Here is a 26,664-nt window from a genome sequence, read left to right as displayed (position 1 = left end):
GATCACAGTTAACGATCCTGACGACTAAAGCCGATTGCAACTTGAATAACTTCCCCGACAATGTTACCGATAACATGTTACCGGTAACATTGCAATACAGCGCAGGAGGGGAGTAACAAGCCATGACCAACAACCAGAACCGAATTTACGTCATTATGGGCGTTTCCGGCAGTGGTAAATCCGCCGTCGCCAGTGCTGTTGCCCAGCAGTTATCCGCCAATTTCCTTGACGGTGATTTTCTACATCCACGCAGCAATATTCAGAAAATGGCATCCGGCGAACCGTTGAATGACCAGGATCGTGCACCTTGGCTGGCCGCATTGAACGATGCCGCCTTTGCCATGCAGCGTACCAATGCGGTGTCAATTATCGTTTGTTCTGCGCTGAAAAAGCATTATCGCGATCGGCTGCGTGCTGGTAACAGCAACCTGTCGTTTATCTATCTGCATGGCGATTTAACGGTGATTGAGGCGCGCCTGGCGGCCCGCAAGGGGCATTTCTTCAAACCGCAAATGCTGATAACGCAGTTCGCTACGCTGGAACAGCCGGGTAACGATGAGAACGACGTGAAGAGCATCGATATCGACCAACCTCTGGATGCAGTGATTGCCGATACCGTTCGATATATCCAAGACTGTAATGTGAGGACGGTATGATTAGCCACACCCTGGCCCGAGTTACACAACGCATTATTGAACGTTCGCAACCCAGCCGCACTGCCTATCTGGAGCGTATCGACGCTGCCCGAACGCAGACCGTACATCGCTCACAGTTAGCCTGTGGCAATCTGGCACACGGCTTTGCCGCCTGTCAGCCCGAAGATAAAAATGCACTAAAAAATATGGTGCGCAGCGATATCGCCATCATTACCGCCTACAACGATATGCTCTCCGCCCACCAGCCTTATGAAAGCTATCCGCAACGGCTGAAACAGGCGTTGCACCAGGTCGGGGCGGTGGGCCAGGTTGCCGGTGGCGTCCCCGCCATGTGCGATGGCGTGACGCAAGGGCAGGACGGTATGGAACTTTCGTTGATGAGCCGCGATGTGATTGCCATGTCAGCCGCCATTGGGCTTTCGCACAATATGTTCGATGGGGCATTGTTCCTGGGGATCTGTGACAAGATTGTGCCGGGGTTGGTGATGTCGGCCCTGTCCTTCGGCCATCTCCCCGCAATATTTGTGTCCGCCGGGCCAATGAGCAGCGGGTTGCCAAATAAAGAGAAAGTGCGGGTGCGCCAGCTGTATGCCGAAGGCAAAGCCGACCGCCACGCCCTGCTGGAAGCAGAGGCCGCTTCTTACCACGGTATAGGTACCTGTACCTTCTACGGCACCGCCAACACCAACCAGATGATCATGGAGGTCATGGGGCTACACCTGCCCGGTGCCTCCTTCATCCACCCGGATACACCACTGCGTGAGGCCCTGAATGATGCCGCAGCCCGCCAGGTGACGCGCCTGACCGAAACCGCCGGTAATTATCTGCCAATAGGCCAACTGGTGGATGAAAAAGTCGTGGTCAACGGTATCGTATCGCTGCTGGCTACTGGAGGGTCAACCAACCTGACCATGCATATGGTAGCGATGGCGCGGGCCGCGGGAATCATCATTAACTGGGATGATTTCTCTGAGCTTTCCGATGTAGTCCCTCTGCTGTGCCGTATCTATCCCAACGGCCCGGCGGATATCAACCAGTTCCAGGCTGCAGGAGGCGTACAACTGGTGGTACGTGAACTGCTGAACAACGGCCTGTTGCATCAGGATGTGCATACCGTTGCCGGTTTCGGGCTGGAGCGCTATACCCAAGAACCCTGGCTGAACAATGGGCAGCTAGCCTGGCGTGAAGGGGCGGAAAGTTCTTTAGACGACAACGTTATTGCCAGCGTCACCTCCCCTTTCGAGCATCATGGTGGGACCAAGTTGCTTTGCGGTAACCTTGGGCGGGCAGTTATGAAAACTTCGGCGGTGCCTGCCAATAACCAGATTATCGAAGCCCCGGCGATAGTGTTTGAAAGCCAGCACGATATCGTGCCCGCCTTCGAAGCCGGTAAGCTGAACCAGGATTGTGTGGTGGTGGTGCGCTTCCAGGGCCCACAGGCCAATGGCATGCCGGAACTGCATAAACTGATGCCACCGCTCGGCGTGTTGATGGATCGTGGTTTCAAGGTAGCGTTGGTGACCGATGGCCGCCTGTCTGGCGCTTCTGGCAAAGTCCCTGCGGCGATCCACGTCACCCCGGAAGCCTACACCGGCGGTCTGCTGGCAAAAGTACAACCAGGTGACGTAATCCGCGTGAATGGCCGCACTGGCGAGCTGCAACTGCTGGTTGATGAAGCAGAGCTTGCACGACGTGAATCAGCCCAGCCAGACTTGAGCAATCAACGTGTCGGAAGTGGCCGTGAGTTGTTCGGTGCTTTACGCAGCCAACTTTCCGGTGCGGAACAGGGTGCTTGCTGCATCGCCTTTTAACCCAGTCGGGGCCCAGATTGCAGGGCCCCACTTTCAACCGGCCTGCTCAATGGCAGCCGCCACATAACCTGAAGGCAACCGCTGGCTGAATCGGCGTTTTTTACGGTAGGCGAATACATCTTCTACATGGCCATCCTTGATGCGTTGCTGCAGCCCTCGCCAATAATCCGCTTCAAACAGATCGCTATGCATTTCTTCAAAGACTTTCCGAATACGCCTGTCACCACAAAGGAAATGGCGGAACTCTTCGGGGAAGACGTCGTTAGGTGAAATGCTGTACCAGGGTTCACTGGCCAGTTCATCCTCCGGATAGCGCGGTGGCGGGATATCACGGAAATTCACCTCGGTCATATAGCAAATTTCATCATAGTCGTAGAACACCACACGGCCATGGCGAGTCACGCCGAAATTCTTGAACAGCATATCGCCGGGGAAGATGTTGGCGGCAGCCAGCTGTTTAATCGCATTGCCATACTCTTCAATAGCATCATGCATCTGCTGCTCGTCGGCCTGCTCCAGATACAGGTTCAGCGGCGTCATCCGCCGTTCCATATACAGATGTTTGATAACTATGCGATCGCCAAGATCCTCCAGCTTCTCTGGCACTTCACGCTGCAACTCCGCCAGGAGTGCCGGGCTGATGCGCGCCTTATCGACCACAAAGTTCTCATACTCTTGGGTATCGGCCATACGGCCAACACGGTCATGTTCTTTCACCAACTGATAGCAGGCCATTACCTGCGCCTGGGTGACCTCTTTCTGCGGAGCGAATTCATCTTTGATTATTTTAAAAACCCGATCAAAAGACGGCAGGGTAAATACCAACATCACCATTCCCTTCACCCCCGGTGCAATAATAAATTGCTCCTGAGACTGCGCCATAAAGGTCAGGTATTCGCGGTAGCATTCGGTTTTGCCATGCTTCTGGCAACCAATTGCCATATACATTTCAGCGGTGGTTTTACCCGGCAGAATTTCCCGCAACCACTCAACCATCGCGGCTGGCAGTGGCGCGTAAACCATAAAATAAGAGCGGGCAAAACCAAACACGATACTGGCTTCAGCCTTGCTGGTCAGGCAGGTATCAATAAACAGTGCGCCAGAATCACTATGATGGATCGGCAGCAGGAACGGATAAACACCGTCGGCCAAACGCAACTTCCCAACCAACCAGGCCGCTTTGTTACGGTAGAACAGTTCATTGGCGATTTGGAACGTCATCCCGGCCAATTGTTGCGAACTGAAGGTTTGCAGCAGAGCCTGGGAGATAGAGCGGATATCACGTGGCAGATCTTCCCAAGGCAAACGCAACGGTAAATCGGTCAGCAAGCTGTGCAGCATGGCCGCCAAATCACCATTGGGGGTAAAGTTGCGGGCCAAAGGCCGTGGAATATCACGAAAACGCCTTTCCGGCTGCGAACTGAAGACGAACAGTTTTTCCGGGGTTAAATCCCGGTGCTTGAACAAACGGCAGTAAACCGAGTTGAAGAAGCTTTCGGCAATCTCAAAACGTGGATAGTCCGGCAACAGGTCGGTATAAACCGCTTTTACCCGGTTTGGGAAATCCGTATCGTAAATTTTCTGCCCGGTAATGCAATTCAATTGTTCGACCACCAGACCGACATGGTGATCGTAAAGATGGATACGCTGTTTCATCGCCTGTTGCACAGCGGGCCAGTCTGCCTGCTCAAAGCGCTGTTGCGCACCGGCGGTCACTTCAAGAAAGCGACCATATTGTGCATCAAAGCCCTGCAGGATCGTTTGTGCAATCAACAGTTCCAGTTTTGCAGCCATCTTTGCCTCTGCCATCAACACGCGATGAAACAAGGGCTTGGCATGCCAAGCCCTGCATAAGTTCTCTCTGAAAAATCAGAACTGCTGTTCTTCGGTGGAACCGGTCAACGCCGTTACGGAAGAAGCACCGCCCTGAATTATGGTGGTCACTTTATCGAAGTAACCGGTCCCCACTTCCTGCTGATGCGAGGCGAAGGTATAGCCACGCTCGACTGCGGCAAATTCCGGTTGCTGCACTTTTTCCACATAGTGCTTCATGCCTTCACCACGGGCGTATGCGTGGGCCAGATCAAACATGTTGAACCACATGCTATGGATCCCGGCCAGCGTGATGAATTGATACTTGTAGCCCATGGCAGACAGCTCATCCTGGAAACGGGCGATGGTCTGATCGTCCAGGTTTTTCTTCCAGTTAAAGGACGGCGAGCAGTTATAGGCCAACAGCTTGCCCGGGAATTTGGCATGGATGGCATCGGCGAAACGTTTGGCCGCTTCCAGATCTGGTGTTGATGTTTCGCACCAGACCAGGTCGGCGTAAGGGGCATAGGCCAGACCACGGCTGATCGCCTGCTCAATACCGGCATGGGTACGGTAGAAACCTTCCGCAGTGCGTTCGCCAGACACAAAGGCGCTGTCATATGGATCGCAATCAGAAGTCAGTAAATCTGCTGCATCAGCATCAGTACGGGCAATCAACAGAGTTGGCACGCCGAGCACGTCTGCGGCCAATCGTGCTGCAACCAGCTTCTGAATAGCTTCCTGAGTCGGCACCAGCACCTTGCCGCCCATATGGCCACACTTCTTCACCGCCGCCAGTTGATCTTCAAAGTGCACCCCCGCCGCACCGGCTTCAATCATCGCCTTCATCAGCTCAAAAGCATTGAGGACACCGCCGAACCCGGCTTCTGCATCTGCCACTATCGGCAGGAAGTAATCGGTATACCCCTTGCTGCCCGGTTCAATCTGATTCGCCCACTGGATCTGATCGGCCCGGCGGAAGGTGTTGTTGATGCGCTCTACCACTACCGGAACGGAATCTACCGGATACAGAGACTGGTCTGGATACATGGCGGCGGCAGTGTTGGCATCGGCGGCGACCTGCCAACCAGAAAGATAAATCGCTTCCACCCCGGCTTTCGCCTGTTGCAGCGCCTGGCCACCGGTCAACGCTCCAAGGCTGTTGACGTACCCTTTGCGGGATTTACCGTGCAGCAGTTCCCAAAGCTTGGCGGCACCATTTTGTGCCAGCGTGCAAACCGGGTTTACCGATCCACGCAGATTGATCACATCTTCGGCGCTATACGGGCGGGTAATCCCTTCCCAGCGTGCCGATTTCCATTCCTGCTCCAGTTGTTGGATCTGTTGGGTACGAGAGGTCGTCATATTTTTTCCTTTTCAAGACTTGTAGGGTTGATGTTCAGGAACGGTTTCAGGCCAGCAATTCATAGCCAGGTAGAGTCAGGAAATCGATTAATTCATCTTGTGTGGTGATTCGTTCCATCAGGCACGCGGCCTCATCGAACCGGCCTGCGCGATAACGCGCCTCGCCTACTTCCTCACGGACGACCAACATCTCTTCCTTCAGCATCTGACGGAACAGATCTTTGGTGACCAGTTGACCATTGCTCAGGCTTTTCTGGTGGTGGATCCATTGCCAGATAGAAGTGCGTGAAATTTCTGCGGTAGCGGCATCCTCCATCAGGCCATAAATGGGTACACAGCCGTTGCCGGAGATCCAGGCCTCAATGTATTGCACCGCTACGCGGATATTGGCGCGCATACCAGTTTCGGTACGTTCACCATCACAAGGTTCCAGCAACTGGGCCGCAGTGATGTGAGCGTCATTTTCACGCAGCACGTCCAATTGATTCTGGCGATCGCCAAGGATACGGTTAAACACTTCCATCACCGTATCTGCCAGCCCCGGATGCGCAACCCAGGTGCCGTCATGGCCATTAGTCGCTTCCAGCTCTTTATCGGCACGAACCTTGCTCAATACCACCGCGTTTTGTTCTGCGTCCTTACTTGGGATAAATGCCGCCATCCCCCCATCGCAAAGGCACCGCGTTTGTGGCAGGTTTTGATCAGCAAGCGTGAATAGGCGCTGAGGAACGGTTTGTTCATGGTGACAGACTGGCGATCCGGCAAGACGCGATCGCCATGGTTCTTCAGCGTTTTGATATAGCTGAAGATGTAATCCCAACGACCACAGTTCAGCCCGACGATATGGTCACGCAGGTGATACAGGATCTCGTCCATCTGGAATACTGCTGGCAGGGTTTCGATCAATACGGTGGCCTTGATGGTGCCGCGTGGTAGCTCGAAACGATCTTCAGTAAAGCTGAATACCTCACTCCACCAGGCCGCTTCTTGCCATGACTGGGTTTTCGGCAGATAGAAATACGGGCCACTACCTTTTGCCAACAGTTGGCGATAGTTATGGAAGAAATACAGGGCAAAGTCGAACAGCCCTCCCGGAATGGCCTCTCCCTGCCACTGCACATGCTTTTCTGGCAGATGCAGACCGCGCACACGGGCGATCAGGACAGCCGGATTTGGCTTGAGCTGGTAAATTTTGCCGGCTTCATTGGTATAAGAGATGGTGCCATTCACTGCATCGTGCAGGTTGATTTGGCCATCAATGACTTTGTCCCAGCTTGGAGCCAGCGAGTCTTCAAAATCGGCCATAAACACTTTGACGTTGGCGTTCAGGGCATTGATCACCATTTTGCGCTCAACAGGGCCGGTAATCTCTACCCGCCGGTCGCGTAAATCGCTGGGGACACCGCGGATCTTCCACTCACTATTACGAATGGAATCCGTTTCCGAAATAAAATCGGGAAGTTCGCCCCGATCGATTTTCTCCTGCCCACAGGCACGTGCAGCCAACAGCTTATTGCGCTGAAGGGTAAATTGCCCCACCAGTTCCGCCAGGAAGTCGACTGCATCATCCGTTAATACCTGCCGCTCAGCTGCGCCGAAAGCCTGTGTAAACGTTAATTCCGTGCCTACCATCTGTTGCGTCATTATGTTAATCCTTTCCATCATTTCGCCCCGTTCTAGCTGGCTGGGCGAAGTATTGTTTTCAGAAATCACGGCAATTCAGCGGTGAAAAAGCGACCTCGGACTGGTCAGATGTCATCCCGATTACCCCTAGAATAACCAACAAAAATTAAAAATCAAAAACGATTTCCATTTTTTTATTAAATATTTTATTAACCTTTTATTATCAATCAATTAGAATATTTATCATGCATAACAAACCAGGAAACCGGTTCCACTACAAAAACGATGGGTTTATAGCTGGTTGTTTTTAAAAGAATTGTTTCTGCTGAAACGTTGCAGGGAAGGGAGGGAAAACAGGAAGGGATTACAAGGCGGCCTCGATTCAGCCGCACCAGGTAAGAAAGAAATGTTACTCGAGGGTAGGATTCATATGGCGCAGATCGAATGGCGTGATCTGATACACGTAGTAGTTTAACCAGTTGGAAAACAACAGATGACCATGGCTGCGCCATGAGGCTGCTGGCGTCAGTTCGGGGTTATCATCAGGGAAGTAATTTAGCGGTATGGCCGGGTTAAGGCCTGCATCATTATCACGACAATACTCACCCGCCAGCGTTAAAGTGTCATATTCCGGATGCCCGGTCACAAATGCCAGACGCTTGTCGCGACTAGCGAATAGATATGCACCAGCCAGCGCCGACTCGGCCAGGATCTCCAGATCGGTATACTGGCGGATAATATCCGCTGGGAAGTCAGCATAACGTGAATGTGGGGCCAGGAAGGTCTCATCAAACCCTCGGGTCAACAAGGCATGTTGCTGCAGTGTCTGATGCTGGTAAACGCCAGAGAGCTTGACCTCGCGCGTCTGCTTCGGGATCCCGTACAGGATGTTCAGCGCGGCTTGTACTGCCCAACAGACAAACAGCGTGGAAGTCACATGTTCCTTGGCCCAGGCGATAACACGTTCGATCTGCGGCCAATAGGCAACATCACAGAAATCGACCAGGCCGAGCGGCGCACCGGTGACGATCAACCCGTCAAAGTTCTCTTCCTGAATATCTTCAAAGTTACAGTAGAAATTATTCAGGTGTTCTGCAGGTGTGTTCTTCGACTCGCGGCTATCAATACGCAGCAGTTGGATATCGATCTGTAGCGGAGAGTTGGAGAGCAAACGCAGAAACTGATTTTCAGTTTCGATCTTTTTTGGCATCAGGTTGAGGATTAGCACCTTTAACGGCCTGATTTCCTGTGTTTTTGCACGTGAGGATGTCATGACAAAAACATTCTCATCACGCAAGAAATTGACCGCAGGTAACTCATCAGGAACACGAATCGGCATTGCTTAACCCTCACACATCCGTTTATACGTTTAGACTTCTAGATGCCCGAAGATAGCTTTTTTTAGCCTGATGTCGAGGATTCAACGGAAAGGTGAAAATGTTTCATTGCCGGGGATGGGATTAGGATTGGGATGGCGTTTGCGCAGGCAATTTTGTTGGCCAGAAAAGCAAAAAGGCCATCCTTACGGATGGCCCCTTGGCCGAGTTGATCTTGGCAGTGCCCTACATTATTCGTCTCGTCCTGAGACGCCTCATTAGGTATAAAACAAAAAGCCCTACGCTTTCACGTAGGGCTTGTTGCTTTAATTGATGCTTGGCAGTGTCCTACTCTCGCATGGGGAGACCCCACACTACCATCGGCGCTACGGCGTTTCACTTCTGAGTTCGGCATGGGGTCAGGTGGGACCACCGCGCTATTGCCGCCAAGCAAATTCTTTAATTCTTTTTTTGCCGAACTTCTAAACCACTTTAAATAAAGTGGTGCTGATACCCAGAGTCGAACTGGGGACCTCACCCTTACCAAGGGTGCGCTCTACCAACTGAGCCATATCAGCACACTAATTTGATGCCTGGCAGTGTCCTACTCTCGCATGGGGAGACCCCACACTACCATCGGCGCTACGGCGTTTCACTTCTGAGTTCGGCATGGGGTCAGGTGGGACCACCGCGCTAAGGCCGCCAGGCAAATTCTGTTTTATCAACCCGCATCACTTCCGTCATGCCAGCCAATCCAATCTCGGAACTTCGCTGAAAATCAATTCTCATCTCTCTAAAACACCTTCGGTGTTGTAAGGTTAAGCCTCACGGTTCATTAGTACTGGTTAGCTCAATGCATCGCTGCACTTACACACCCAGCCTATCAACGTCTTAGTCTTAAACGTTCCTTCAGGGACCTTAAAGGCCCAGGGAAGACTCATCTCGAGGCAAGTTTCGCGCTTAGATGCTTTCAGCGCTTATCTTTTCCGCACGTAGCTACCGGGCAGTGCCATTGGCATGACAACCCGAACACCAGGGGTGCGTTCACTCCGGTCCTCTCGTACTAGGAGCAACCCCTCTCAATCTTCCAACGCCCACGGCAGATAGGGACCGAACTGTCTCACGACGTTCTAAACCCAGCTCGCGTACCACTTTAAATGGCGAACAGCCATACCCTTGGGACCTACTTCAGCCCCAGGATGTGATGAGCCGACATCGAGGTGCCAAACACCGCCGTCGATATGAACTCTTGGGCGGTATCAGCCTGTTATCCCCGGAGTACCTTTTATCCGTTGAGCGATGGCCCTTCCATTCAGAACCACCGGATCACTAAGACCTACTTTCGTACCTGCTCGAGCCGTCACTCTCGCAGTCAAGCTAGCTTATGCCTTTGCACTAACCTCACGATGTCCGACCGTGATTAGCTAACCTTCGTGCTCCTCCGTTACTCTTTGGGAGGAGACCGCCCCAGTCAAACTACCCACCAGACACTGTCCTCACCCCAGATTATGGGGCCGAGTTAGAACATCAAACATTAAAGGGTGGTATTTCAAGGTTGGCTCCATGCAGACTGGCGTCCACACTTCAAAGCCTCCCACCTATCCTACACATCAAGGCTCAATGTTCAGTGTCAAGCTATAGTAAAGGTTCACGGGGTCTTTCCGTCTTGCCGCGGGTACACTGCATCTTCACAGCGAGTTCAATTTCACTGAGTCTCGGGTGGAGACAGCCTGGCCATCATTACGCCATTCGTGCAGGTCGGAACTTACCCGACAAGGAATTTCGCTACCTTAGGACCGTTATAGTTACGGCCGCCGTTTACTGGGGCTTCGATCAAGAGCTTCGCCTTGCGGCTGACCCCATCAATTAACCTTCCAGCACCGGGCAGGCGTCACACCGTATACGTCCACTTTCGTGTTTGCACAGTGCTGTGTTTTTATTAAACAGTTGCAGCCAGCTGGTATCTGCGACTGGCTTCAGCTCCAGGAGTCAATCCTTTCACCTACGCGCCAGCGTGCCTTCTCCCGAAGTTACGGCACCATTTTGCCTAGTTCCTTCACCCGAGTTCTCTCAAGCGCCTGAGTATTCTCTACCTGACCACCTGTGTCGGTTTGGGGTACGATTCAATGTTACCTGATGCTTAGAGGCTTTTCCTGGAAGCTTGGCATCAACTACTTCTGCACCGTAGTGCATCGTCATCACGCCTCAGGGTTAATAGCATTCCGGATTTACCAGGAACACCCCCTACACGCTTAAACCGGGACAACCGTCGCCCGGCTAGCCTAGCCTTCTCCGTCCCCCTTCGCAGTAACACCGAGTACGGGAATATTAACCCGTTTCCCATCGACTACGCCTTTCGGCCTCGCCTTAGGGGTCGACTCACCCTGCCCCGATTAACGTTGGACAGGAACCCTTGGTCTTCCGGCGAGCGGGTTTTTCACCCGCTTTATCGTTACTTATGTCAGCATTCGCACTTCTGATACCTCCAGCAGACCTCACAGTCCACCTTCAACGGCTTACAGAACGCTCCCCTACCCAACAACGCCTAAGCGTTGCTGCCGCAGCTTCGGTGCATGGTTTAGCCCCGTTACATCTTCCGCGCAGGCCGACTCGACCAGTGAGCTATTACGCTTTCTTTAAATGATGGCTGCTTCTAAGCCAACATCCTGGCTGTCTATGCCTTCCCACATCGTTTCCCACTTAACCATGACTTTGGGACCTTAGCTGGCGGTCTGGGTTGTTTCCCTCTTCACGACGGACGTTAGCACCCGCCGTGTGTCTCCCGTGATAACATTCTTCGGTATTCGGAGTTTGCATCGGTTTGGTAAGCCGGGATGGCCCCCTAGCCGAAACAGTGCTCTACCCCCGAAGATGAGTTCACGAGGCGCTACCTAAATAGCTTTCGGGGAGAACCAGCTATCTCCCGGTTTGATTGGCCTTTCACCCCCAGCCACAAGTCATCCGCTAATTTTTCAACATTAGTCGGTTCGGTCCTCCAGTTAGTGTTACCCAACCTTCAACCTGCCCATGGCTAGATCACCGGGTTTCGGGTCTATACCTTGCAACTATTCGCCCAGTTAAGACTCGGTTTCCCTACGGCTCCCCTATACGGTTAACCTTGCTACAAAATATAAGTCGCTGACCCATTATACAAAAGGTACGCAGTCACCCAACAAAGTAGGCTCCCACTGCTTGTACGTACACGGTTTCAGGTTCTATTTCACTCCCCTCGCCGGGGTTCTTTTCGCCTTTCCCTCACGGTACTGGTTCACTATCGGTCAGTCAGGAGTATTTAGCCTTGGAGGATGGTCCCCCCATATTCAGACAGGATGTCACGTGTCCCGCCCTACTCATCGAACTCACACCTTGTGCATTTTAGTGTACGGGGCTATCACCCTTTGCTGCGCGACTTTCCAGACGCTTCCACTAACACACAAACTGATTCAGGTTCTGGGCTCCTCCCCGTTCGCTCGCCGCTACTGGGGGAATCTCGGTTGATTTCTTTTCCTCGGGGTACTTAGATGTTTCAGTTCCCCCGGTTCGCCTCGTATGGCTATGTATTCACCATACGATAGTGCAACGGATTGCACTGGGTTTCCCCATTCGGGTATTGCCGGTTATAACGCTTCATATCAGCTTACCGACACTTTTCGCAGATTAGCACGCCCTTCATCGCCTCTGACTGCCTAGGCATCCACCGTGTACGCTTAGTCACTTAACCTCACAACCCGAAAGTGTCTTTTCTTTATTGGTGTGGCTGCGAACACACTCTGCTGCGTTGTTCCGTGCGCGCAATCCTCATGGACCTTAAGTCCACTGCGGTTGCTGTGCGCGGTACGCCTTGCCGAGTATCTTCTCGCTCACACTGCAACAAGGAAGATGACCTTCGCATTGCAATTATTTGAGAGACTCTATGACAGGTTACTGCTTACCCCAATAGTTCTACGGAGGGATAAGTTTCAGCTGTCATGTTTCAATTTTCAGCTTGTTCCAGATTGTTAAAGAGCAAAATACTTCGCAGCATACTGTCACCAGTACACTCTGAAGTATTCTTCGAGGACTATATGGTGGAGCTAAGCGGGATCGAACCGCTGACCTCCTGCGTGCAAGGCAGGCGCTCTCCCAGCTGAGCTATAGCCCCATACAGTCACTGGCAGAAACCTTTATTTACCACTCGGAGAGTTACATTCGCCTTAAAATGCAAATGTAATTTCTTTTCAGGCAAGGCATGTGAAAGGGCAGTTTACTTCGGTAAACGACCGCGCACATCACGCAGCATGAGAAGAAATTTGGTAGGCCTGAGTGGACTTGAACCACCGACCTCACCCTTATCAGGGGTGCGCTCTAACCACCTGAGCTACAAGCCTATAAAGGGTTTCCTGCTCGTTACTTTTTCATCAGACAATCTGTGTGGACACTGCACTCAACCAATATCTTTAGGTAAGGAGGTGATCCAACCGCAGGTTCCCCTACGGTTACCTTGTTACGACTTCACCCCAGTCATGAATCACAAAGTGGTAAGCGCCCTCCCGAAGGTTAAGCTACCTACTTCTTTTGCAACCCACTCCCATGGTGTGACGGGCGGTGTGTACAAGGCCCGGGAACGTATTCACCGTAGCATTCTGATCTACGATTACTAGCGATTCCGACTTCACGGAGTCGAGTTGCAGACTCCGATCCGGACTACGACATACTTTATGAGGTCCGCTTGCTCTCGCGAGTTCGCTTCTCTTTGTATATGCCATTGTAGCACGTGTGTAGCCCTACTCGTAAGGGCCATGATGACTTGACGTCATCCCCACCTTCCTCCGGTTTATCACCGGCAGTCTCCTTTGAGTTCCCACCATGACGTGCTGGCAACAAAGGATAAGGGTTGCGCTCGTTGCGGGACTTAACCCAACATTTCACAACACGAGCTGACGACAGCCATGCAGCACCTGTCTCACAGTTCCCGAAGGCACTAAGCTATCTCTAGCGAATTCTGTGGATGTCAAGAGTAGGTAAGGTTCTTCGCGTTGCATCGAATTAAACCACATGCTCCACCGCTTGTGCGGGCCCCCGTCAATTCATTTGAGTTTTAACCTTGCGGCCGTACTCCCCAGGCGGTCGACTTAACGCGTTAGCTCCGGAAGCCACGCCTCAAGGGCACAACCTCCAAGTCGACATCGTTTACAGCGTGGACTACCAGGGTATCTAATCCTGTTTGCTCCCCACGCTTTCGCACCTGAGCGTCAGTCTTTGTCCAGGGGGCCGCCTTCGCCACCGGTATTCCTCCAGATCTCTACGCATTTCACCGCTACACCTGGAATTCTACCCCCTCTACAAGACTCTAGCTTGCCAGTTTCAAATGCAGTTCCCAAGTTAAGCTCGGGGATTTCACATCTGACTTAACAAACCGCCTGCGTGCGCTTTACGCCCAGTAATTCCGATTAACGCTTGCACCCTCCGTATTACCGCGGCTGCTGGCACGGAGTTAGCCGGTGCTTCTTCTGCGAGTAACGTCAATGCCCAGTGCTATTAACACTGAACCCTTCCTCCTCGCTGAAAGTGCTTTACAACCCGAAGGCCTTCTTCACACACGCGGCATGGCTGCATCAGGCTTGCGCCCATTGTGCAATATTCCCCACTGCTGCCTCCCGTAGGAGTCTGGACCGTGTCTCAGTTCCAGTGTGGCTGGTCATCCTCTCAGACCAGCTAGGGATCGTCGCCTAGGTGAGCCATTACCCCACCTACTAGCTAATCCCATCTGGGCACATCCGATGGTGTGAGGCCCGAAGGTCCCCCACTTTGGTCCGAAGACGTTATGCGGTATTAGCTACCGTTTCCAGTAGTTATCCCCCTCCATCGGGCAGTTTCCCAGACATTACTCACCCGTCCGCCGCTCGTCACCCAGAGAGCAAGCTCTCCTGTGCTACCGCTCGACTTGCATGTGTTAGGCCTGCCGCCAGCGTTCAATCTGAGCCATGATCAAACTCTTCAATTAAAAGCTTGATTTGCTGCAACTCGTGCAGCGATGCTCGAAAATTAACTTTCGTAATAATTCATTCGCATGAATTACTGCTTGGTCACTCTTCAAGACTTGATATTTTTTTGCCACCGAGGTGGCTGGATATCGTCTTGTGAGTGCCCACACAGATTGTCTGATAAATTGTTAAAGAGCAGTGAGTTACGCGCTTTCGCTTGCTAACTCGAGGTGGCGTATAATACGCTTTCCTCTTTCAGAGTCAACCTTAATTTCAGGTTTTTCTCTGCGACCCCCGGAGACTCTGTGAAGTTGTTCACATGTTCCGTGTCGATGGAGGCGCATTATAGGGATCCTTGTTTTTTCCACAACCCCTTTTTAGATCTTTTCTCACTGACTGCGCACTTTTCAGCCCTTTCGTGTGGATCTTGCCCGATCGAGGTCATTTAACAAGGGATCCGCACGGTAGAACGATTGTAATTCCACCATCAGAGTCTAGTATTGCCGGTAATATGATCCTGATGTGAGGCTTTACCATGTCCAATAATGTGCGTTCTTATCTTCATTACTCCCCTCAAATTGGCCTGCGCGTCATGATCGATCCTTCCAGCGTAGTGATCGGCAACGTTGAACTGGCTGATGATGTGAGCATCTGGCCCCTGGTAGCCATCCGCGGTGATGTTAATGCGGTGAAGATCGGCGCACGCAGCAATATTCAGGACGGCAGTGTTCTGCATGTCACACATCAATCCAATTATAACCCGGCGGGTTTTCCTCTATTGATTGGCGAAGACGTCACGGTTGGGCACAAAGCGATGCTGCACGGTTGCAGCATCGGTAATCGCGTTCTGGTTGGGATGGGGTCAATTCTGCTTGATGGTGCAATAATAGAAGATGATGTGATGATTGGTGCAGGTAGCCTCGTCGCCCCCGGCAAACGCCTGGAAAGTGGCTACTTATATGTTGGTAGCCCTGCACGCCGAATCCGCCCTTTAACCCCAGAAGAATTAGAGGGTTTACTCTACTCCGCCAATAACTATGTCCGTTGGAAAGACGAATACCTTTCCGAAGATATCTGACCACCCGCCCTGCTTAACAGAGCGGGGCAAATCTCAAACCGCCATTTCCTTACGCAGTTGCTGCAACACCGGTTCGATCTCCGGCATAACGCCGTGCCAAAAAAGAAAGCATGTGCAGCCTGCGCCACCAGCATTCCCAAACCATCGGCGTACTGTTGCACACCCAGTTGCTGTGCCCAAGCCAAGAAGGGAGTAATGCCTTGCTGGTAGAACATGTCATAACAGCGGGTTGAGCTATTCACGATGCTGTCAGGCAGAGCCGGGATCTCGCCGTTGATCCCAGCAGCGGTAGCATTGATCACTAAGTCGAAATGCTGTTGATCAAGACGATCCATCGGCAAAGCGACGATCTCCCCCAGATGTTGGAACACCTCGGCCAATTTCTGCGCCCGGCTAAATGTCCGATTAGTCAGTACCACCTCACAACCAAAAGATAGCAACGGTAAAATAACGCCTCGCGCAGCACCACCGGCCCCAATCAGCAGCACACGGTCGTTTGGCCGTATAAGTTGCTGACATTCCAGATCCGACAGTAAACCAATGCCATCGGTGTTATCTCCTGACAACTGCCCACCTGGCAATATCTTGAGCGTATTTACCGCACCGGCCATTGCAGCCCTTTCACTCAGCTCGGTGGCCAACTCATAGGCACGTTCTTTAAACGGCACGGTGATATTGGCCCCTTTGCCACCAGCAGCAATAAACTGTTGTAAAGTGGAGTCGAACTCTTCTAACGGGGCCAACACGGCGCCATAAGGGTGCTCGATCCCCGTTTGCTGTGCGAAAAGCGCATGGATACGGGGAGACTTACTATGAACAATGGGATTACCTAATACCGCGAACTTCTCCATACACCTAACCTCTAGCCCTGTCGGATCAGCTCACCGGTCAAAGCATCTTTTATTTCAGAAGGGTTCAATCTCCCCCACGTTACCTGCCAATATCGGGAAAGAACCACCAAACTGCTGCATCACTTCTGCAACGGTACGGCATGGCTCCTTACCACTTAGGTTGGCACTGGTAGAAACCAGTGGTTTGCCAAATTGACGACAGAGTTGCTGCACCAGAGGATGATCGCTGACGCGAACCGCCAGCGAACTGAACTGCCCGGTAAGAAAACGTGGCGTTTGTGATTTGGCCGGGATCACCCAGGTTACCGGACCGGGCCAGGTAGCAAAAATTGCGCTACGCTGCCGATCACTCAGCAAGCTGTCGTCAATATAAAGCGTTAGCTGCGCATAATCAGCAGCTATCAGGATCAGACCCTTTTCCCAAGGGCGCTGTTTCAAGGCCAGCAACTCCCTGACGGCCTGTTCGCTATCAGGATCACACCCAAGGCCAAATACGGCTTCTGTGGGATAAGCGATAACTTGCTGATTTTCCAGCGCGGTAATAATTGGGATGAATGAGGAAATGTGTTCTGAGCTCATGGCGTGATTATTCTGTGATTGCGACGGGTTTTCCGCACAGTTTACTGGCGCAACAAAGCGTCGGGCCTTTTGCCGTGCGCTTTTCCATCAGTAACGGATAGTGACAATAGGCACATTCACCGGCGACAGGTTTAAAATTGAGGACAAATTGGCATTCAGGGTAGCGATCGCAACAGTGGAACACTTTGCCAAAACGGGACTTACGCTGCAGCAGTTTGCCTTGACCACACTGAGGACAAGCGATGCTGGTTTCATCCGGTTTGTCGATCACTTCAGTATGATCGCATTCAGGATAGTGGCTACACCCGATAAACATCCCATAACGCCCTTGGCGCAGCACCAGAGTCGCCTGACACTTCGGGCATTCCTGGCCCTCCAGAACTTTGACAATATGGCCGTCAGCCTGCGCTTTTAAAGGCCGAATATATTGGCATGCAGGATATTGGGAACAGCCAAGAAAGGGGCCGTGGCGACCACTACGGATCACCAGTTCGGCCCCGCATTCCGGACAAGGTTCATTTTGCCTGGCGGCAAAAATCGCGGTTTTTGTCATAACTTCTTCATATGTTTGTTACCGGCTCAGTGCAAGTAACCTTCGTTTACTTCAAATAACAGTTCTTCCATCTGCTGATAAGCGCTCTCATACCCAGGGATATTGAACAACACCATCAACACGACCCATTTCAGATCTTCGAGATCGAATTCCGTATTATCTAACGCCATAACACGATCGATAACCATTTCACGGGTTTCGAGGTTCAATACCTGAATCTGTTCTAGGAACAGGAGAAAACCACGGCAACTGGCATCTAAACGCACGCCCTCTTCTTCGGTGTAGATCCGCATAGCCAACGGATCGGCATCCATAAAATAAGGTGCATTCTCACCTTCCTGGAGGTCTGCAAGCTTTTCGAGCCAATTCAATGCATTGAAGATATCATCTCGGTCAAATCCTGCTTCGGCAAGATCGTCGGTCAAGGTATCTTGGTCAACCCGCATCTCTGGCTCATTGTGGATATAAGTTTCAAACAAATACATGAGTACGTCGAACATGGCCTGCCCTCCTAATTCGGACATAGCCGCCGGGTACAGCTGCGATCCACCCTGCTAACTCCAGATCGAGTAACTTGATTACCACCTCTGGCACAGGTTGGCCGGCACGTTCAGCGACGACGTCAACAGGTGTCACCTCATCTCCTACGTTAGCCAACACATCAGCAAATGGCAATTCAACTTGAGCCTCTGATGCAGAAATAGTTGTATTTTCGCTCACACGCAACCAACTCAGGCCACTTCCCAGCTGTTCCGCGATATCTTTTGGCCCGGTCACCAGGCTGGCTCCCTGCTGGATCAGCCAATGCGTTCCTTCGCTCATTGGATTCCCTAACGCGCCCGGCAATGCAAACACTTCGCGTCCTTGTTCCAACGCGTAGCGGGCGGTAATCAGTGACCCGCTACGCAAAGAAGCCTCTATGACCACAACCCCCACACTTAACCCGCTGATAATACGATTACGGCGTGGAAAATGCTCAGCCAAGGGTAAATCCGTCACTAAATACTCCGAAATAACGGCCCCCCTCGCTCAATGATGTGTTCAGCAAGATGCCGGTGCCGACGCGGGTAAATATTTGCCAGGCCGCTACCCAGCACGGCAACCGTAATCCCCTGAGCGGCTAATGCTGCACGGTGGCAGAAGCCATCAATACCCATGGCCAGGCCGCTGGTTACGGCAAAGCCGCAATGGACTAGACCGGTAGCAAAATAAGTGCCCCAATGTTCACCATAGTGGCTGAACTGGCGGCTACCGACCATGGCGATCTGCGGTAGCTGTAAAGCCGTAATATCGCCCTTTATCATCAGTAATAACGGCGCATCATCGATATGCAGCAAGGATTCGGGGAAACCCGGTTCACCGTAAAGCACCATCTGGTTCCCCGGTTGTTCCAGCCACTTAAGCGTGGCTTTTAGATACTGCCCATGCCCCTTCTGGAACTGTGTACATTGTTTGTCATTCAACCCCAATGGCCTTAGCAACGGGTAAGGATCGCCACTTTCAGTAATCAGTTGCTTGATAATATGGCTGGCCCGCTGCGCGTTTATCCCTGTCACCGCATGCATACGTAAACCGATTTCTTCTGGCTGCATCCTGCATTCCCTCGCTAATTATGGGTATTACCAATTCGTGCAATTGGGTATGGATGCTGTCAATCAGGCCAAGAAATGTCTAGAATAGATACTAATCACCCTTTATCACTCGGATACAGATCTAAAGATATATGTCAGTCTTGCAGGTATTACATTTCCCAGACGAGCGGCTACGCAAAATTGCGGCCCCGGTAAAAGAAGTCAATGCAGATATCCAGCGCATCGTGGATGATATGTTTGAAACCATGTACGCAGAGGAAGGCATTGGCTTGGCTGCGACACAGGTGGATATTCATCAGCGCATTATCGTCATCGATGTTTCTGAAAATCGCGATCAACGCCTGGTGTTGATCAACCCGGAACTGCTGGAAAAGAGCGGTGAAACCGGTATCGAAGAAGGCTGTCTTTCCATTCCTGAGCAACGTGCGCTGGTGCCACGCGCAGAGAAAGTGAAGATCCGCGCTCTTGATCGTGAAGGACAACCTTTTGAACTTGAGGCCGATGATCTGCTGGCTATCTGTATCCAGCATGAAATGGACCATCTGGTTGGCAAGTTGTTTGTCGATTACCTCTCGCCTCTGAAACGCCAGCGTATCCGTCAGAAACTGGAAAAAATGGCCAAGCTTGAAGCTCGCGCCTAACCGATCAGGAAATCAACGTGTCTGACTCTTTACGGATTATTTTTGCCGGCACTCCGGACTTCGCAGCGCGTCACCTAGACGCGCTGTTGTCATCTGGGCACCAGATTGTAGGAGTATTCACTCAGCCCGATCGCCCGGCTGGCCGTGGAAACAAACTGACGCCAAGCCCGGTTAAAGTATTGGCCGAACAACACCAAATCCCCGTTTTTCAGCCTAAATCTCTGCGTCCGCAAGAAAATCAGCATCTGGTGGCCGATCTCAATGCAGACGTTATGGTCGTGGTTGCCTATGGCCTTATTCTGCCAAAAGCCGTGCTGGATATGCCGCGCCTGGGTTGCATCAACGTTCATGGTTCTCTTCTACCACGCTGGCGTGGTGCTGCCCCGATCCAACGTGCTTTATGGGCAGGTGACAGCGAAACCGGCGTGACGATCATGCAGATGGACGTGGGTCTTGATACTGGCGACATGATGCATAAAATCGCTTGTCCAATCGAAGCCACAGATACCAGTGCCAGCCTGTACAATAAGCTGGCTGAGTTGGGGCCAAAAGGGTTGCAGGCTACTTTGCAACAATTAGCCGCCGGAACGATCAAGCGGGAAGTCCAAGATGAAGCACTGGTTACCTACGCAGAAAAATTGAGTAAGGAAGAAGCCCGTCTCGACTGGGGCCTTTCTGCTGAACAGCTGGAGCGCTGTATCCGAGCGTTCAACCCGTGGCCAATCAGCTATTTCACCATTGAAGATCAGCCAGTGAAAGTCTGGCAGGCAACCGTTATTTCCGAAACCGCCAACGCAGAACCAGGTACCATCGTGCATGCCGACAAGCACGGCATTCAGGTTGCCACTGCAGAAGGTATTCTGAACATGACGCAATTACAGCCTGCGGGTAAAAAGCCAATGTCGGCGCAGGATTTACTGAATTCACGTCGCGAATGGTTCATACCGGGTAACCGGTTATAAACCACACCTATTGCCCGGCTGCCTATGCCGGGCTGTTTCTTTCTTAATGCCGATCGTTATCAGCTTCAGCCTATGAAAAATAATTACAATCTCCGCAGCATTGCAGCCAAAGCCATCGGCCAGGTTCTGGATCAGGGGCAATCACTCAGCACCATTTTGCCGGTATTACAAAAGAACATTTCTGACAAAGACCGGGCGTTATTGCAGGAGCTTTGTTTTGGTACGCTGCGCGTGTTACCGCAACTCGAATGGTGTATTCAGCAACTGATGGCAAAACCAATGACCGGCAAACAGCGCACGTTGCACTATTTGCTGATGGTTGGACTTTATCAGTTGTTATATACCCGCATTCCCCCACGCGGTGTTGGCAGAAACGGTAGAAGGCGCCGTCGCTTTGAAGCGCCCACAGCTGAAAGGGTTGATAAATGGCGTGCTGAGACAGTTCCAACGCCAGCAGGAAGAGTTGTTAGCGCGTGCAGCCAATAACGAAAGCCGCTATCTGCACCCAAGCTGGCTGCTTAAACGCATCAGACATGCTTACCCTGCCCAGTGGGAGCAAATTGTTGATGCCAACAACCAGAAACCTCCCATGTGGTTACGCGTCAATCGTTTACACCACACACGCGAAGATTATCTGCAGTTGATGCAGCAAGCGGGTATTGCTGCCGAACCTCATCAAGAATATCGCGATGCCGTGCGTTTGCTTTCACCTTGCGCTGTGACAGATTTACCTGGCTTTGCAGAAGGTTGGGTGACCGTACAGGATGCTTCGGCCCAAGGCTGTGTTGATCTGCTGGATCCACAGGATGGCGAACAGATCCTCGATCTGTGCGCGGCCCCGGGCGGAAAAACTACCCACATTCTTGAAGCTGCCCCCAAGGCCCAAGTTATGGCCGTAGATATTGATGAACAACGTTTGAGCCGCGTGAAAGAGAACCTGCAACGCTTGCGGCAGCACGCAGAAGTTCGGCAAGGTGACGGCCGGACACCACAGCAATGGTGTGGCGACAAAATGTTTGATCGTATTCTGCTGGATGCTCCCTGCTCCGCCACCGGTGTTATTCGCCGTCATCCCGACATTAAGTGGTTGCGCCGTGAAAGTGATATCGCGGAGTTGGCAGCCTTGCAGGGCGAAATTCTAGAGGCTATCTGGCCACGCCTGAAGCCTGGTGGCGTGTTAGTCTATGCAACCTGTTCCATTTTGCCGCAAGAAAACAATGAGCAGATAGCCGCATTCTTGCAACGCCACAATGATGCCAAGCTGGTTGAAACTGGCGATATCCAATCACCTGGTAAACAGAATCTTCCTCATCCTGAGGATGGCGATGGTTTCTTTTACGCTAAGCTGATTAAAATATAAGTGTAAGAGGGTACCTTTGTTATCGGTGCTCTCAACTATCGGCTGCGGCCGTTGCAGATCGAGCAGAGAATTCGATGAAAATAATTATTCTTGGCGCTGGTCAGGTGGGCGGAACACTGGCGGAGAACCTGGTTGGCGAAAATAACGATATTACCGTTGTCGATACTGACACCGGGCGTTTGCGCCAACTGCAAGACAAGTTTGACCTGCGAGTCGTTCAAGGGCACGGTTCTCATCCCCGCGTATTGCGCGAAGCTGGTGCCGAAGATGCCGATATGCTGGTAGCCGTCACCAATTCTGATGAAACCAATATGGTTGCCTGCCAGATTGCCTATTCGCTGTTTAATACCCCGAACAGAATTGCCAGGATCCGGGCACCGGATTATATCCGCGAATCAGAGAAGTTATTCCATCCGGAAGCTGTGCCGATCGACCACTTGATTTCACCAGAGCAGTTGGTCATCGATTACATCTATAAATTAATCGAATATCCCGGTGCGTTACAGGTGGTCAACTTTGCCGAAGGTAAAGTCAGCATCGCCGCGGTCAAAGCTTATTATGGTGGCCCACTGGTGGGTAATGCCCTGTCTTCTATGCGCGAGCATATGCCGCATATTGATACACGTGTGGCTGCCATTTTTCGACAGGATCGGCCAATTCGGCCGCAGGGTTCGACCATCATCGAAGCAGGGGATGAAGTCTTCTTCGTGGCTGCATCCCAACATATTCGCGCGGTAATGAGTGAGCTGCAACGCCTTGAAAAACCGTATAAGCGTATCATGATAGTCGGTGGTGGTAACGTTGGTGCAGGGCTGGCGCAGCGGTTGGAAAAGTCATACAACGTGAAGTTGATTGAGCGAAACCAACAACGAGCTGCCGATCTGGCAGAACAGTTACACGACACTATTGTGTTTTACGGTGATGCCTCCGATCAGGAACTGTTGGCTGAAGAACATGTTGAGCAGGTGGACGTATTTATAGCTATCACCAACGATGATGAAGCCAATATCATGTCTGCCATGTTGGCCAAACGCATGGGGGCCAAGAAGGTCATGGTGTTGATCCAGCGCCGCGCCTATGTCGACTTGGTGCAAGGCAGCGTGATTGATATCGCTATTTCGCCACAGCAAGCCACAATCTCTGCACTGCTGGGCCACGTGCGTAAAGCCGATATTGTCAGCGTCTCCTCATTGCGCAGAGGGGTTGCCGAAGCCATCGAGGCTATTGCTCACGGTGATGAAAGCACTTCCAAAGTGGTAGGCCGCAAGGTGGAAGAAATCAAATTACCGCCAGGCACCACCATTGGCGCCATTGTACGCGGTGATGATGTGATTATTGCCAGTGGCAATAGCAGAATTCAGCAAGGCGACCACGTCATCATGTTTATTACCGATAAGAAGTTTGTACCGGACGTTGAGCGCCTGTTCCAACCAAGCCCGTTCTTCCTGTAGACACATTAATCATGTGAATGCTTCTGGCATATCATCGGCTGCTGAGATAGGAAAAACGCAAAACTTTTCTATACTCATTATGTCAAAGGGACGTTGCTTTGTTAAACTTGTGTTATCAATTTCTTAAGGGGTGTTCTGATGGGTATGTTAAAAGAGTTCCGCGAGTTTGCCATGCGTGGCAACGTGGTCGATCTGGCAGTCGGTGTGATCATTGGGGCTGCATTCGGTAAAATCGTTTCCTCTTTGGTTGCCGATATCATCATGCCGCCATTGGGTATGCTGCTAGGGGGAGTCGATTTCAAACAGTTCCATCTGGTATTGCGTGAAGCCAAGGACAATATTCCGGCCGTTGTGATGAATTACGGTTCGTTCTTGCAGAATATTTTCGATTTCGTCATTGTCGCCTTCGCTATCTTTATGGCAATCAAATTAATGAACAAAATGCGCCGTAAAGAAGTTGAGGAGCCGGCTGCACCGCCAGCACCAACGGCAGAAGAGAAGCTATTAACCGAAATCCGCGACCTGCTGAGCCAGCAACAGCAACCAAAACTGTAATTGGTTCTTTATAATAAAGTAAGCCATCTTGCGAGATGGCTTTTTTGTGACTTAAAACCAGAAGGCCAGTGGTAAATTGCTGTTGGATAATTTACCACTGGCCTCCCAGTTACCCCCTTTTGCGTGTTTGCTCTTACGCTGGTAGCTGCCCTTCCCTTTATTGTTCTTCTCAATGCGTTGGCGGAAGAGAGGATCGTGTAGCAACGCCTCAATGGCATTGTCCTGTATCTGGCCTTTGGTATGGCGGTATTTGGTCATAATAGTCTTCCTTTAGTTGATGATAATAACCGCGCTGATAATACTGCTGGAAAGGTCAAAATTAAAGCCCGCGAGCATTCAAACCGCGCTTTTTGTTTTCTCTTCACTCGCTCCCTGCTCCAGCGCCTCCAGGATAGAACAATAATTGCTGGCGTGAGCGCTCCCGCAACAGGCATCGCTGAGTCGTTTAAGCGATTCCCGCATTCTGGTTAATTCAGTCAATCTATCTTCAACCTCACGCAAGCGTGCATCAACGATAGATTTAGATTCCTGGCAAGTATGATGTTCTGGATCTACACGGATCGATAATAGCTCCGCGATAGTCTCCAGCGTAAAGCCTAACTGCTTGGCATAACGAATGAAACGCAGGCGCTGCAAATCCTGATCGTTATACAAACGATAGCCACCTTCCGTACGGACATTATGATCCATCATGCCCTGCTTTTCGTAATACCGCACCGTATCTGGTGTTACATCGGCAAGTTTGGCTAATTGACCAATCTTGAGCATAGCGACTCCTCCGAAGGGAATTTATTACTTAGCGTCTTTTAATATTCTCTATATAAGCCCACATACCACAAGCAACGCTTCATCAACACTTTAACAAAAAAACGTACTTTCAGAGCATCAGGAATATGGCAACAAATAAATATCCAGCAAACATACAGCCGAACAGATTGTAGCCTTAGCATAGCGGATATAAGGAGGGATTTGACCGTGGTCGGGGGAAAAGCATATTTGCTCTGTGGCAGATGTAAAAAAACCGGGCAAGCCCGGTTTTTTTACGCGTCTACAGATTACTCTGCAGTTGCCACTTCTGCTTGAGACTCAGCACGATCAACCAGCTCGATGTATGCCATCGGCGCGTTGTCGCCTGCGCGGAAGCCACACTTCAGAATGCGAGTGTAACCACCGGCACGGCTCGCGAAACGCGGGCCTAGCTCGTTAAACAGTTTTGCCACGATCTCGTTATCACGAGTACGGGCGAATGCCAGACGACGATTAGCTACGCTGTCGGTCTTGGCAAGAGTAATCAGCGGCTCAACAACGCGACGCAGCTCTTTCGCTTTTGGCAGGGTCGTCTTGATGATTTCATGACGAACCAAAGAGCCGGCCATGTTACGGAACATAGCCTGGCGATGGCTGCTGTTACGGTTCAGTTGACGACCACTCTTACGATGGCGCATGACCTTATCCTTCTCAGTAAAACCTTAACCTGTGATCCGGTTACTCGTCAGCAATGCTTGCCGGTGGCCAGTTTTCCAGGCGCATGCCCAGTGACAAACCACGGGAGGCCAGCACATCTTTAATCTCAGTAAGAGATTTTTTACCCAGGTTAGGCGTTTTCAACAGCTCAACCTCGGTACGCTGTACCAGATCACCGATGTAGTGGATAGCTTCTGCCTTGAGGCAGTTAGCAGAGCGGACAGTCAATTCCAGATCGTCAACAGGGCGCAGCAGGATCGGATCAAACTCTGGTTTCTCTTCTTTCACTTCCGGCTGACGTACATCACGTAAGTCAACGAAAGCTTCCAGTTGTTCAGCCAGAATGGTTGCCGCACGGCGGATCGCCTCTTCAGGATCGATCGTGCCATTGGTTTCCATTTCGATTACCAGCTTGTCCAGGTCAGTACGCTGTTCTACACGCGCTGCTTCAACATTGTAGGCAATACGCTCTACAGGGCTATAGCAGGCGTCAACCAACAGACGACCAATCGGGCGCTCATCTTCTTCCGAATGAATTCGGGCAGAAGCCGGCACATAACCACGACCGCGCTGAACTTTGATACGCATGCTAATAGCAGCGTTTTCATCGGTCAGGTGGCAGATAACGTGCTGCGGCTTGACGATTTCGACATCACCATCATGGGTGATATCGGCAGCGGTCACAGGGCCAATGCCAGATTTATTCAGGGTAAGGATAACTTCATCTTTCCCTTGAACTCTCACCGCCAGCCCTTTCAGGTTGAGCAGGATCTCCAGGATATCTTCCTGTACGCCTTCTTTGGTGCTGTACTCATGTAGTACACCATCAATCTCAACCTCGGTCACCGCGCAACCCGGCATAGATGAAAGCAGAATACGGCGCAGTGCGTTGCCAAGAGTATGGCCAAAGCCACGCTCTAAAGGCTCAAGGGTCACCTTGGCGTGCGTCGAACTGACTTGCTCGATATCTACCAGGCGCGGTTTTAGAAACTCTGTCACAGAACCCTGCATTGTGTCCTCTCTTTGAAACTC

At 51.5% G+C, this 26,664-nt stretch carries 16 protein-coding genes, 3 tRNA genes, 4 rRNA genes and 5 pseudogenes; 8 read left to right on the top strand and 20 right to left on the bottom strand.

Annotated features, from left to right (window positions below; genetic code table 11):
* The first annotated feature begins 122 nt into the window (after positions 1-122).
* Both gntK and edd read left to right on the top strand, forming a co-directional pair.
* On the top strand, positions 123-656 hold the full coding sequence (gene gntK, locus ACQ86O_RS07620) for a gluconokinase (protein WP_431224724.1): 534 nt from the start codon (positions 123-125) through the stop codon (positions 654-656).
* Positions 653-2,467: a phosphogluconate dehydratase gene (gene edd / locus ACQ86O_RS07615; protein ID WP_431224723.1), complete on the top strand. Its 1,815-nt coding sequence runs from the start codon at positions 653-655 to the stop codon at positions 2,465-2,467. Before gntK ends, edd begins: the two co-directional genes overlap by 4 nt.
* 33 nt (positions 2,468-2,500) lie before the next feature.
* Here the strand turns inward: edd and aceK are convergent, their stop codons facing one another.
* The 11 genes and pseudogenes from aceK to ACQ86O_RS07560 all read right to left on the bottom strand — a co-directional run bounded on the left by aceK (position 2,501) and on the right by ACQ86O_RS07560 (position 14,566).
* Positions 2,501-4,261 carry a bifunctional isocitrate dehydrogenase kinase/phosphatase gene (aceK, locus tag ACQ86O_RS07610; RefSeq protein WP_431224722.1) on the bottom strand — a complete coding sequence of 587 codons (1,761 nt, stop codon included), beginning with the start codon at positions 4,259-4,261 and terminating at the stop codon, positions 2,501-2,503.
* Between the two features lie 75 nt (positions 4,262-4,336).
* Positions 4,337-5,644 (bottom strand): isocitrate lyase, encoded by a 1,308-nt coding sequence (gene aceA, locus ACQ86O_RS07605; protein WP_431224721.1) that lies wholly within the window; start codon positions 5,642-5,644, stop codon positions 4,337-4,339.
* 46 nt (positions 5,645-5,690) lie between these two features.
* Positions 5,691-7,288 (bottom strand): annotated as a pseudogene (gene aceB / locus ACQ86O_RS07600) (malate synthase A).
* A gap of 388 nt (positions 7,289-7,676) precedes the next feature.
* Entirely contained in the window at positions 7,677-8,606 is a 930-nt protein-coding gene (metA, locus tag ACQ86O_RS07595; protein WP_431224720.1) for a homoserine O-succinyltransferase MetA, read from the bottom strand.
* A gap of 312 nt (positions 8,607-8,918) precedes the next feature.
* A 5S ribosomal RNA gene (rrf, locus tag ACQ86O_RS07590) occupies positions 8,919-9,034 on the bottom strand.
* Positions 9,035-9,085: 51 nt separating this feature from the next.
* Positions 9,086-9,161, bottom strand: a tRNA-Thr gene (locus ACQ86O_RS07585).
* A gap of 13 nt (positions 9,162-9,174) precedes the next feature.
* Positions 9,175-9,290 (bottom strand): 5S ribosomal RNA (gene rrf, locus ACQ86O_RS07580).
* Between the two features lie 107 nt (positions 9,291-9,397).
* Positions 9,398-12,304 (bottom strand): 23S ribosomal RNA (locus tag ACQ86O_RS07575).
* 344 nt (positions 12,305-12,648) lie between these two features.
* A tRNA-Ala gene (locus ACQ86O_RS07570) sits at positions 12,649-12,724 on the bottom strand.
* Between the two features lie 149 nt (positions 12,725-12,873).
* Positions 12,874-12,950, bottom strand: a tRNA-Ile gene (locus ACQ86O_RS07565).
* A gap of 74 nt (positions 12,951-13,024) precedes the next feature.
* Positions 13,025-14,566: ribosomal RNA gene (locus ACQ86O_RS07560) — 16S ribosomal RNA — on the bottom strand.
* Together the 16S, 23S and 5S rRNA genes with 3 tRNA genes alongside form the textbook arrangement of a ribosomal RNA operon.
* Before the next feature lie 515 nt (positions 14,567-15,081).
* On the opposite strand from ACQ86O_RS07560, the gene ACQ86O_RS07555 reads away from it, so the two are divergent.
* Complete coding sequence (locus ACQ86O_RS07555) at positions 15,082-15,624, top strand: gamma carbonic anhydrase family protein (RefSeq protein WP_431224719.1); 543 nt, start codon at positions 15,082-15,084, stop codon at positions 15,622-15,624.
* Positions 15,625-15,657: 33 nt separating this feature from the next.
* Here the strand turns inward: ACQ86O_RS07555 and aroE are convergent.
* The 5 genes and pseudogenes from aroE to dprA all read right to left on the bottom strand — a co-directional run bounded on the left by aroE (position 15,658) and on the right by dprA (position 19,199).
* Positions 15,658-16,475, bottom strand: a pseudogene (aroE, locus tag ACQ86O_RS07550) (shikimate dehydrogenase).
* Positions 16,476-16,486: 11 nt separating this feature from the next.
* Positions 16,487-17,054: pseudogene (gene tsaC / locus ACQ86O_RS07545) on the bottom strand (L-threonylcarbamoyladenylate synthase type 1 TsaC).
* A gap of 7 nt (positions 17,055-17,061) precedes the next feature.
* Positions 17,062-17,607: a topoisomerase DNA-binding C4 zinc finger domain-containing protein gene (locus ACQ86O_RS07540; RefSeq protein ID WP_431224718.1), complete on the bottom strand. Its 546-nt coding sequence runs from the start codon at positions 17,605-17,607 to the stop codon at positions 17,062-17,064.
* 26 nt (positions 17,608-17,633) lie between these two features.
* Entirely contained in the window at positions 17,634-18,107 is a 474-nt protein-coding gene (gene smg, locus ACQ86O_RS07535) for a DUF494 family protein Smg (protein ID WP_431224717.1), read from the bottom strand.
* Positions 18,079-19,199, bottom strand: a pseudogene (gene dprA, locus ACQ86O_RS07530) (DNA-protecting protein DprA). The gene smg and the pseudogene dprA overlap by 29 nt, the downstream one beginning before the upstream one ends.
* A 131-nt stretch (positions 19,200-19,330) precedes the next feature.
* Between dprA and def the strand changes: the two are divergent.
* The 5 genes and pseudogenes from def (at position 19,331) to mscL (ending at position 24,168) form a co-directional block, all read left to right on the top strand.
* Entirely contained in the window at positions 19,331-19,840 is a 510-nt protein-coding gene (def, locus tag ACQ86O_RS07525; protein ID WP_431224716.1) for a peptide deformylase, read from the top strand.
* Positions 19,841-19,857: 17 nt separating this feature from the next.
* Complete coding sequence (gene fmt / locus ACQ86O_RS07520) at positions 19,858-20,802, top strand: methionyl-tRNA formyltransferase (protein ID WP_431224715.1); 945 nt, start codon at positions 19,858-19,860, stop codon at positions 20,800-20,802.
* Positions 20,803-20,874: 72 nt separating this feature from the next.
* Positions 20,875-22,162: pseudogene (gene rsmB / locus ACQ86O_RS07515) on the top strand (16S rRNA (cytosine(967)-C(5))-methyltransferase RsmB).
* A 74-nt stretch (positions 22,163-22,236) separates the two neighbouring features.
* Complete coding sequence (gene trkA / locus ACQ86O_RS07510) at positions 22,237-23,613, top strand: Trk system potassium transporter TrkA (RefSeq protein WP_431224714.1); 1,377 nt, start codon at positions 22,237-22,239, stop codon at positions 23,611-23,613.
* 138 nt (positions 23,614-23,751) lie between these two features.
* Entirely contained in the window at positions 23,752-24,168 is a 417-nt protein-coding gene (mscL, locus tag ACQ86O_RS07505) for a large-conductance mechanosensitive channel protein MscL (RefSeq protein WP_431224713.1), read from the top strand.
* A 51-nt stretch (positions 24,169-24,219) separates the two neighbouring features.
* Here the strand turns inward: mscL and ACQ86O_RS07500 are convergent, their stop codons facing one another.
* The 4 genes from ACQ86O_RS07500 to ACQ86O_RS07485 form a co-directional block, all read right to left on the bottom strand.
* Entirely contained in the window at positions 24,220-24,426 is a 207-nt protein-coding gene (locus ACQ86O_RS07500) for an alternative ribosome-rescue factor A (protein WP_431224712.1), read from the bottom strand.
* A 78-nt stretch (positions 24,427-24,504) separates the two neighbouring features.
* Positions 24,505-24,936, bottom strand: coding sequence for a Zn(2+)-responsive transcriptional regulator (gene zntR / locus ACQ86O_RS07495; RefSeq protein ID WP_431224711.1), 432 nt, complete (start codon positions 24,934-24,936; stop codon positions 24,505-24,507).
* 287 nt (positions 24,937-25,223) lie between these two features.
* Positions 25,224-25,613, bottom strand: coding sequence for a 50S ribosomal protein L17 (gene rplQ / locus ACQ86O_RS07490; protein WP_004929726.1), 390 nt, complete (start codon positions 25,611-25,613; stop codon positions 25,224-25,226).
* A 40-nt stretch (positions 25,614-25,653) separates the two neighbouring features.
* The gene (locus ACQ86O_RS07485; RefSeq protein ID WP_002919219.1) at positions 25,654-26,643 is read right to left on the bottom strand and encodes a DNA-directed RNA polymerase subunit alpha; all 990 of its coding nucleotides are present in this window, start codon (positions 26,641-26,643) and stop codon (positions 25,654-25,656) included.
* Positions 26,644-26,664: the final 21 nt, after the last annotated feature.

Source organism: Serratia sp. L9 (assembly GCF_050632285.1).
Lineage (GTDB): Bacteria > Pseudomonadota > Gammaproteobacteria > Enterobacterales > Enterobacteriaceae > Chania.
The sequence above is the reverse complement of the archived record's forward strand: the minus strand, read 5'-3'. Positions and strand labels throughout refer to the sequence as shown.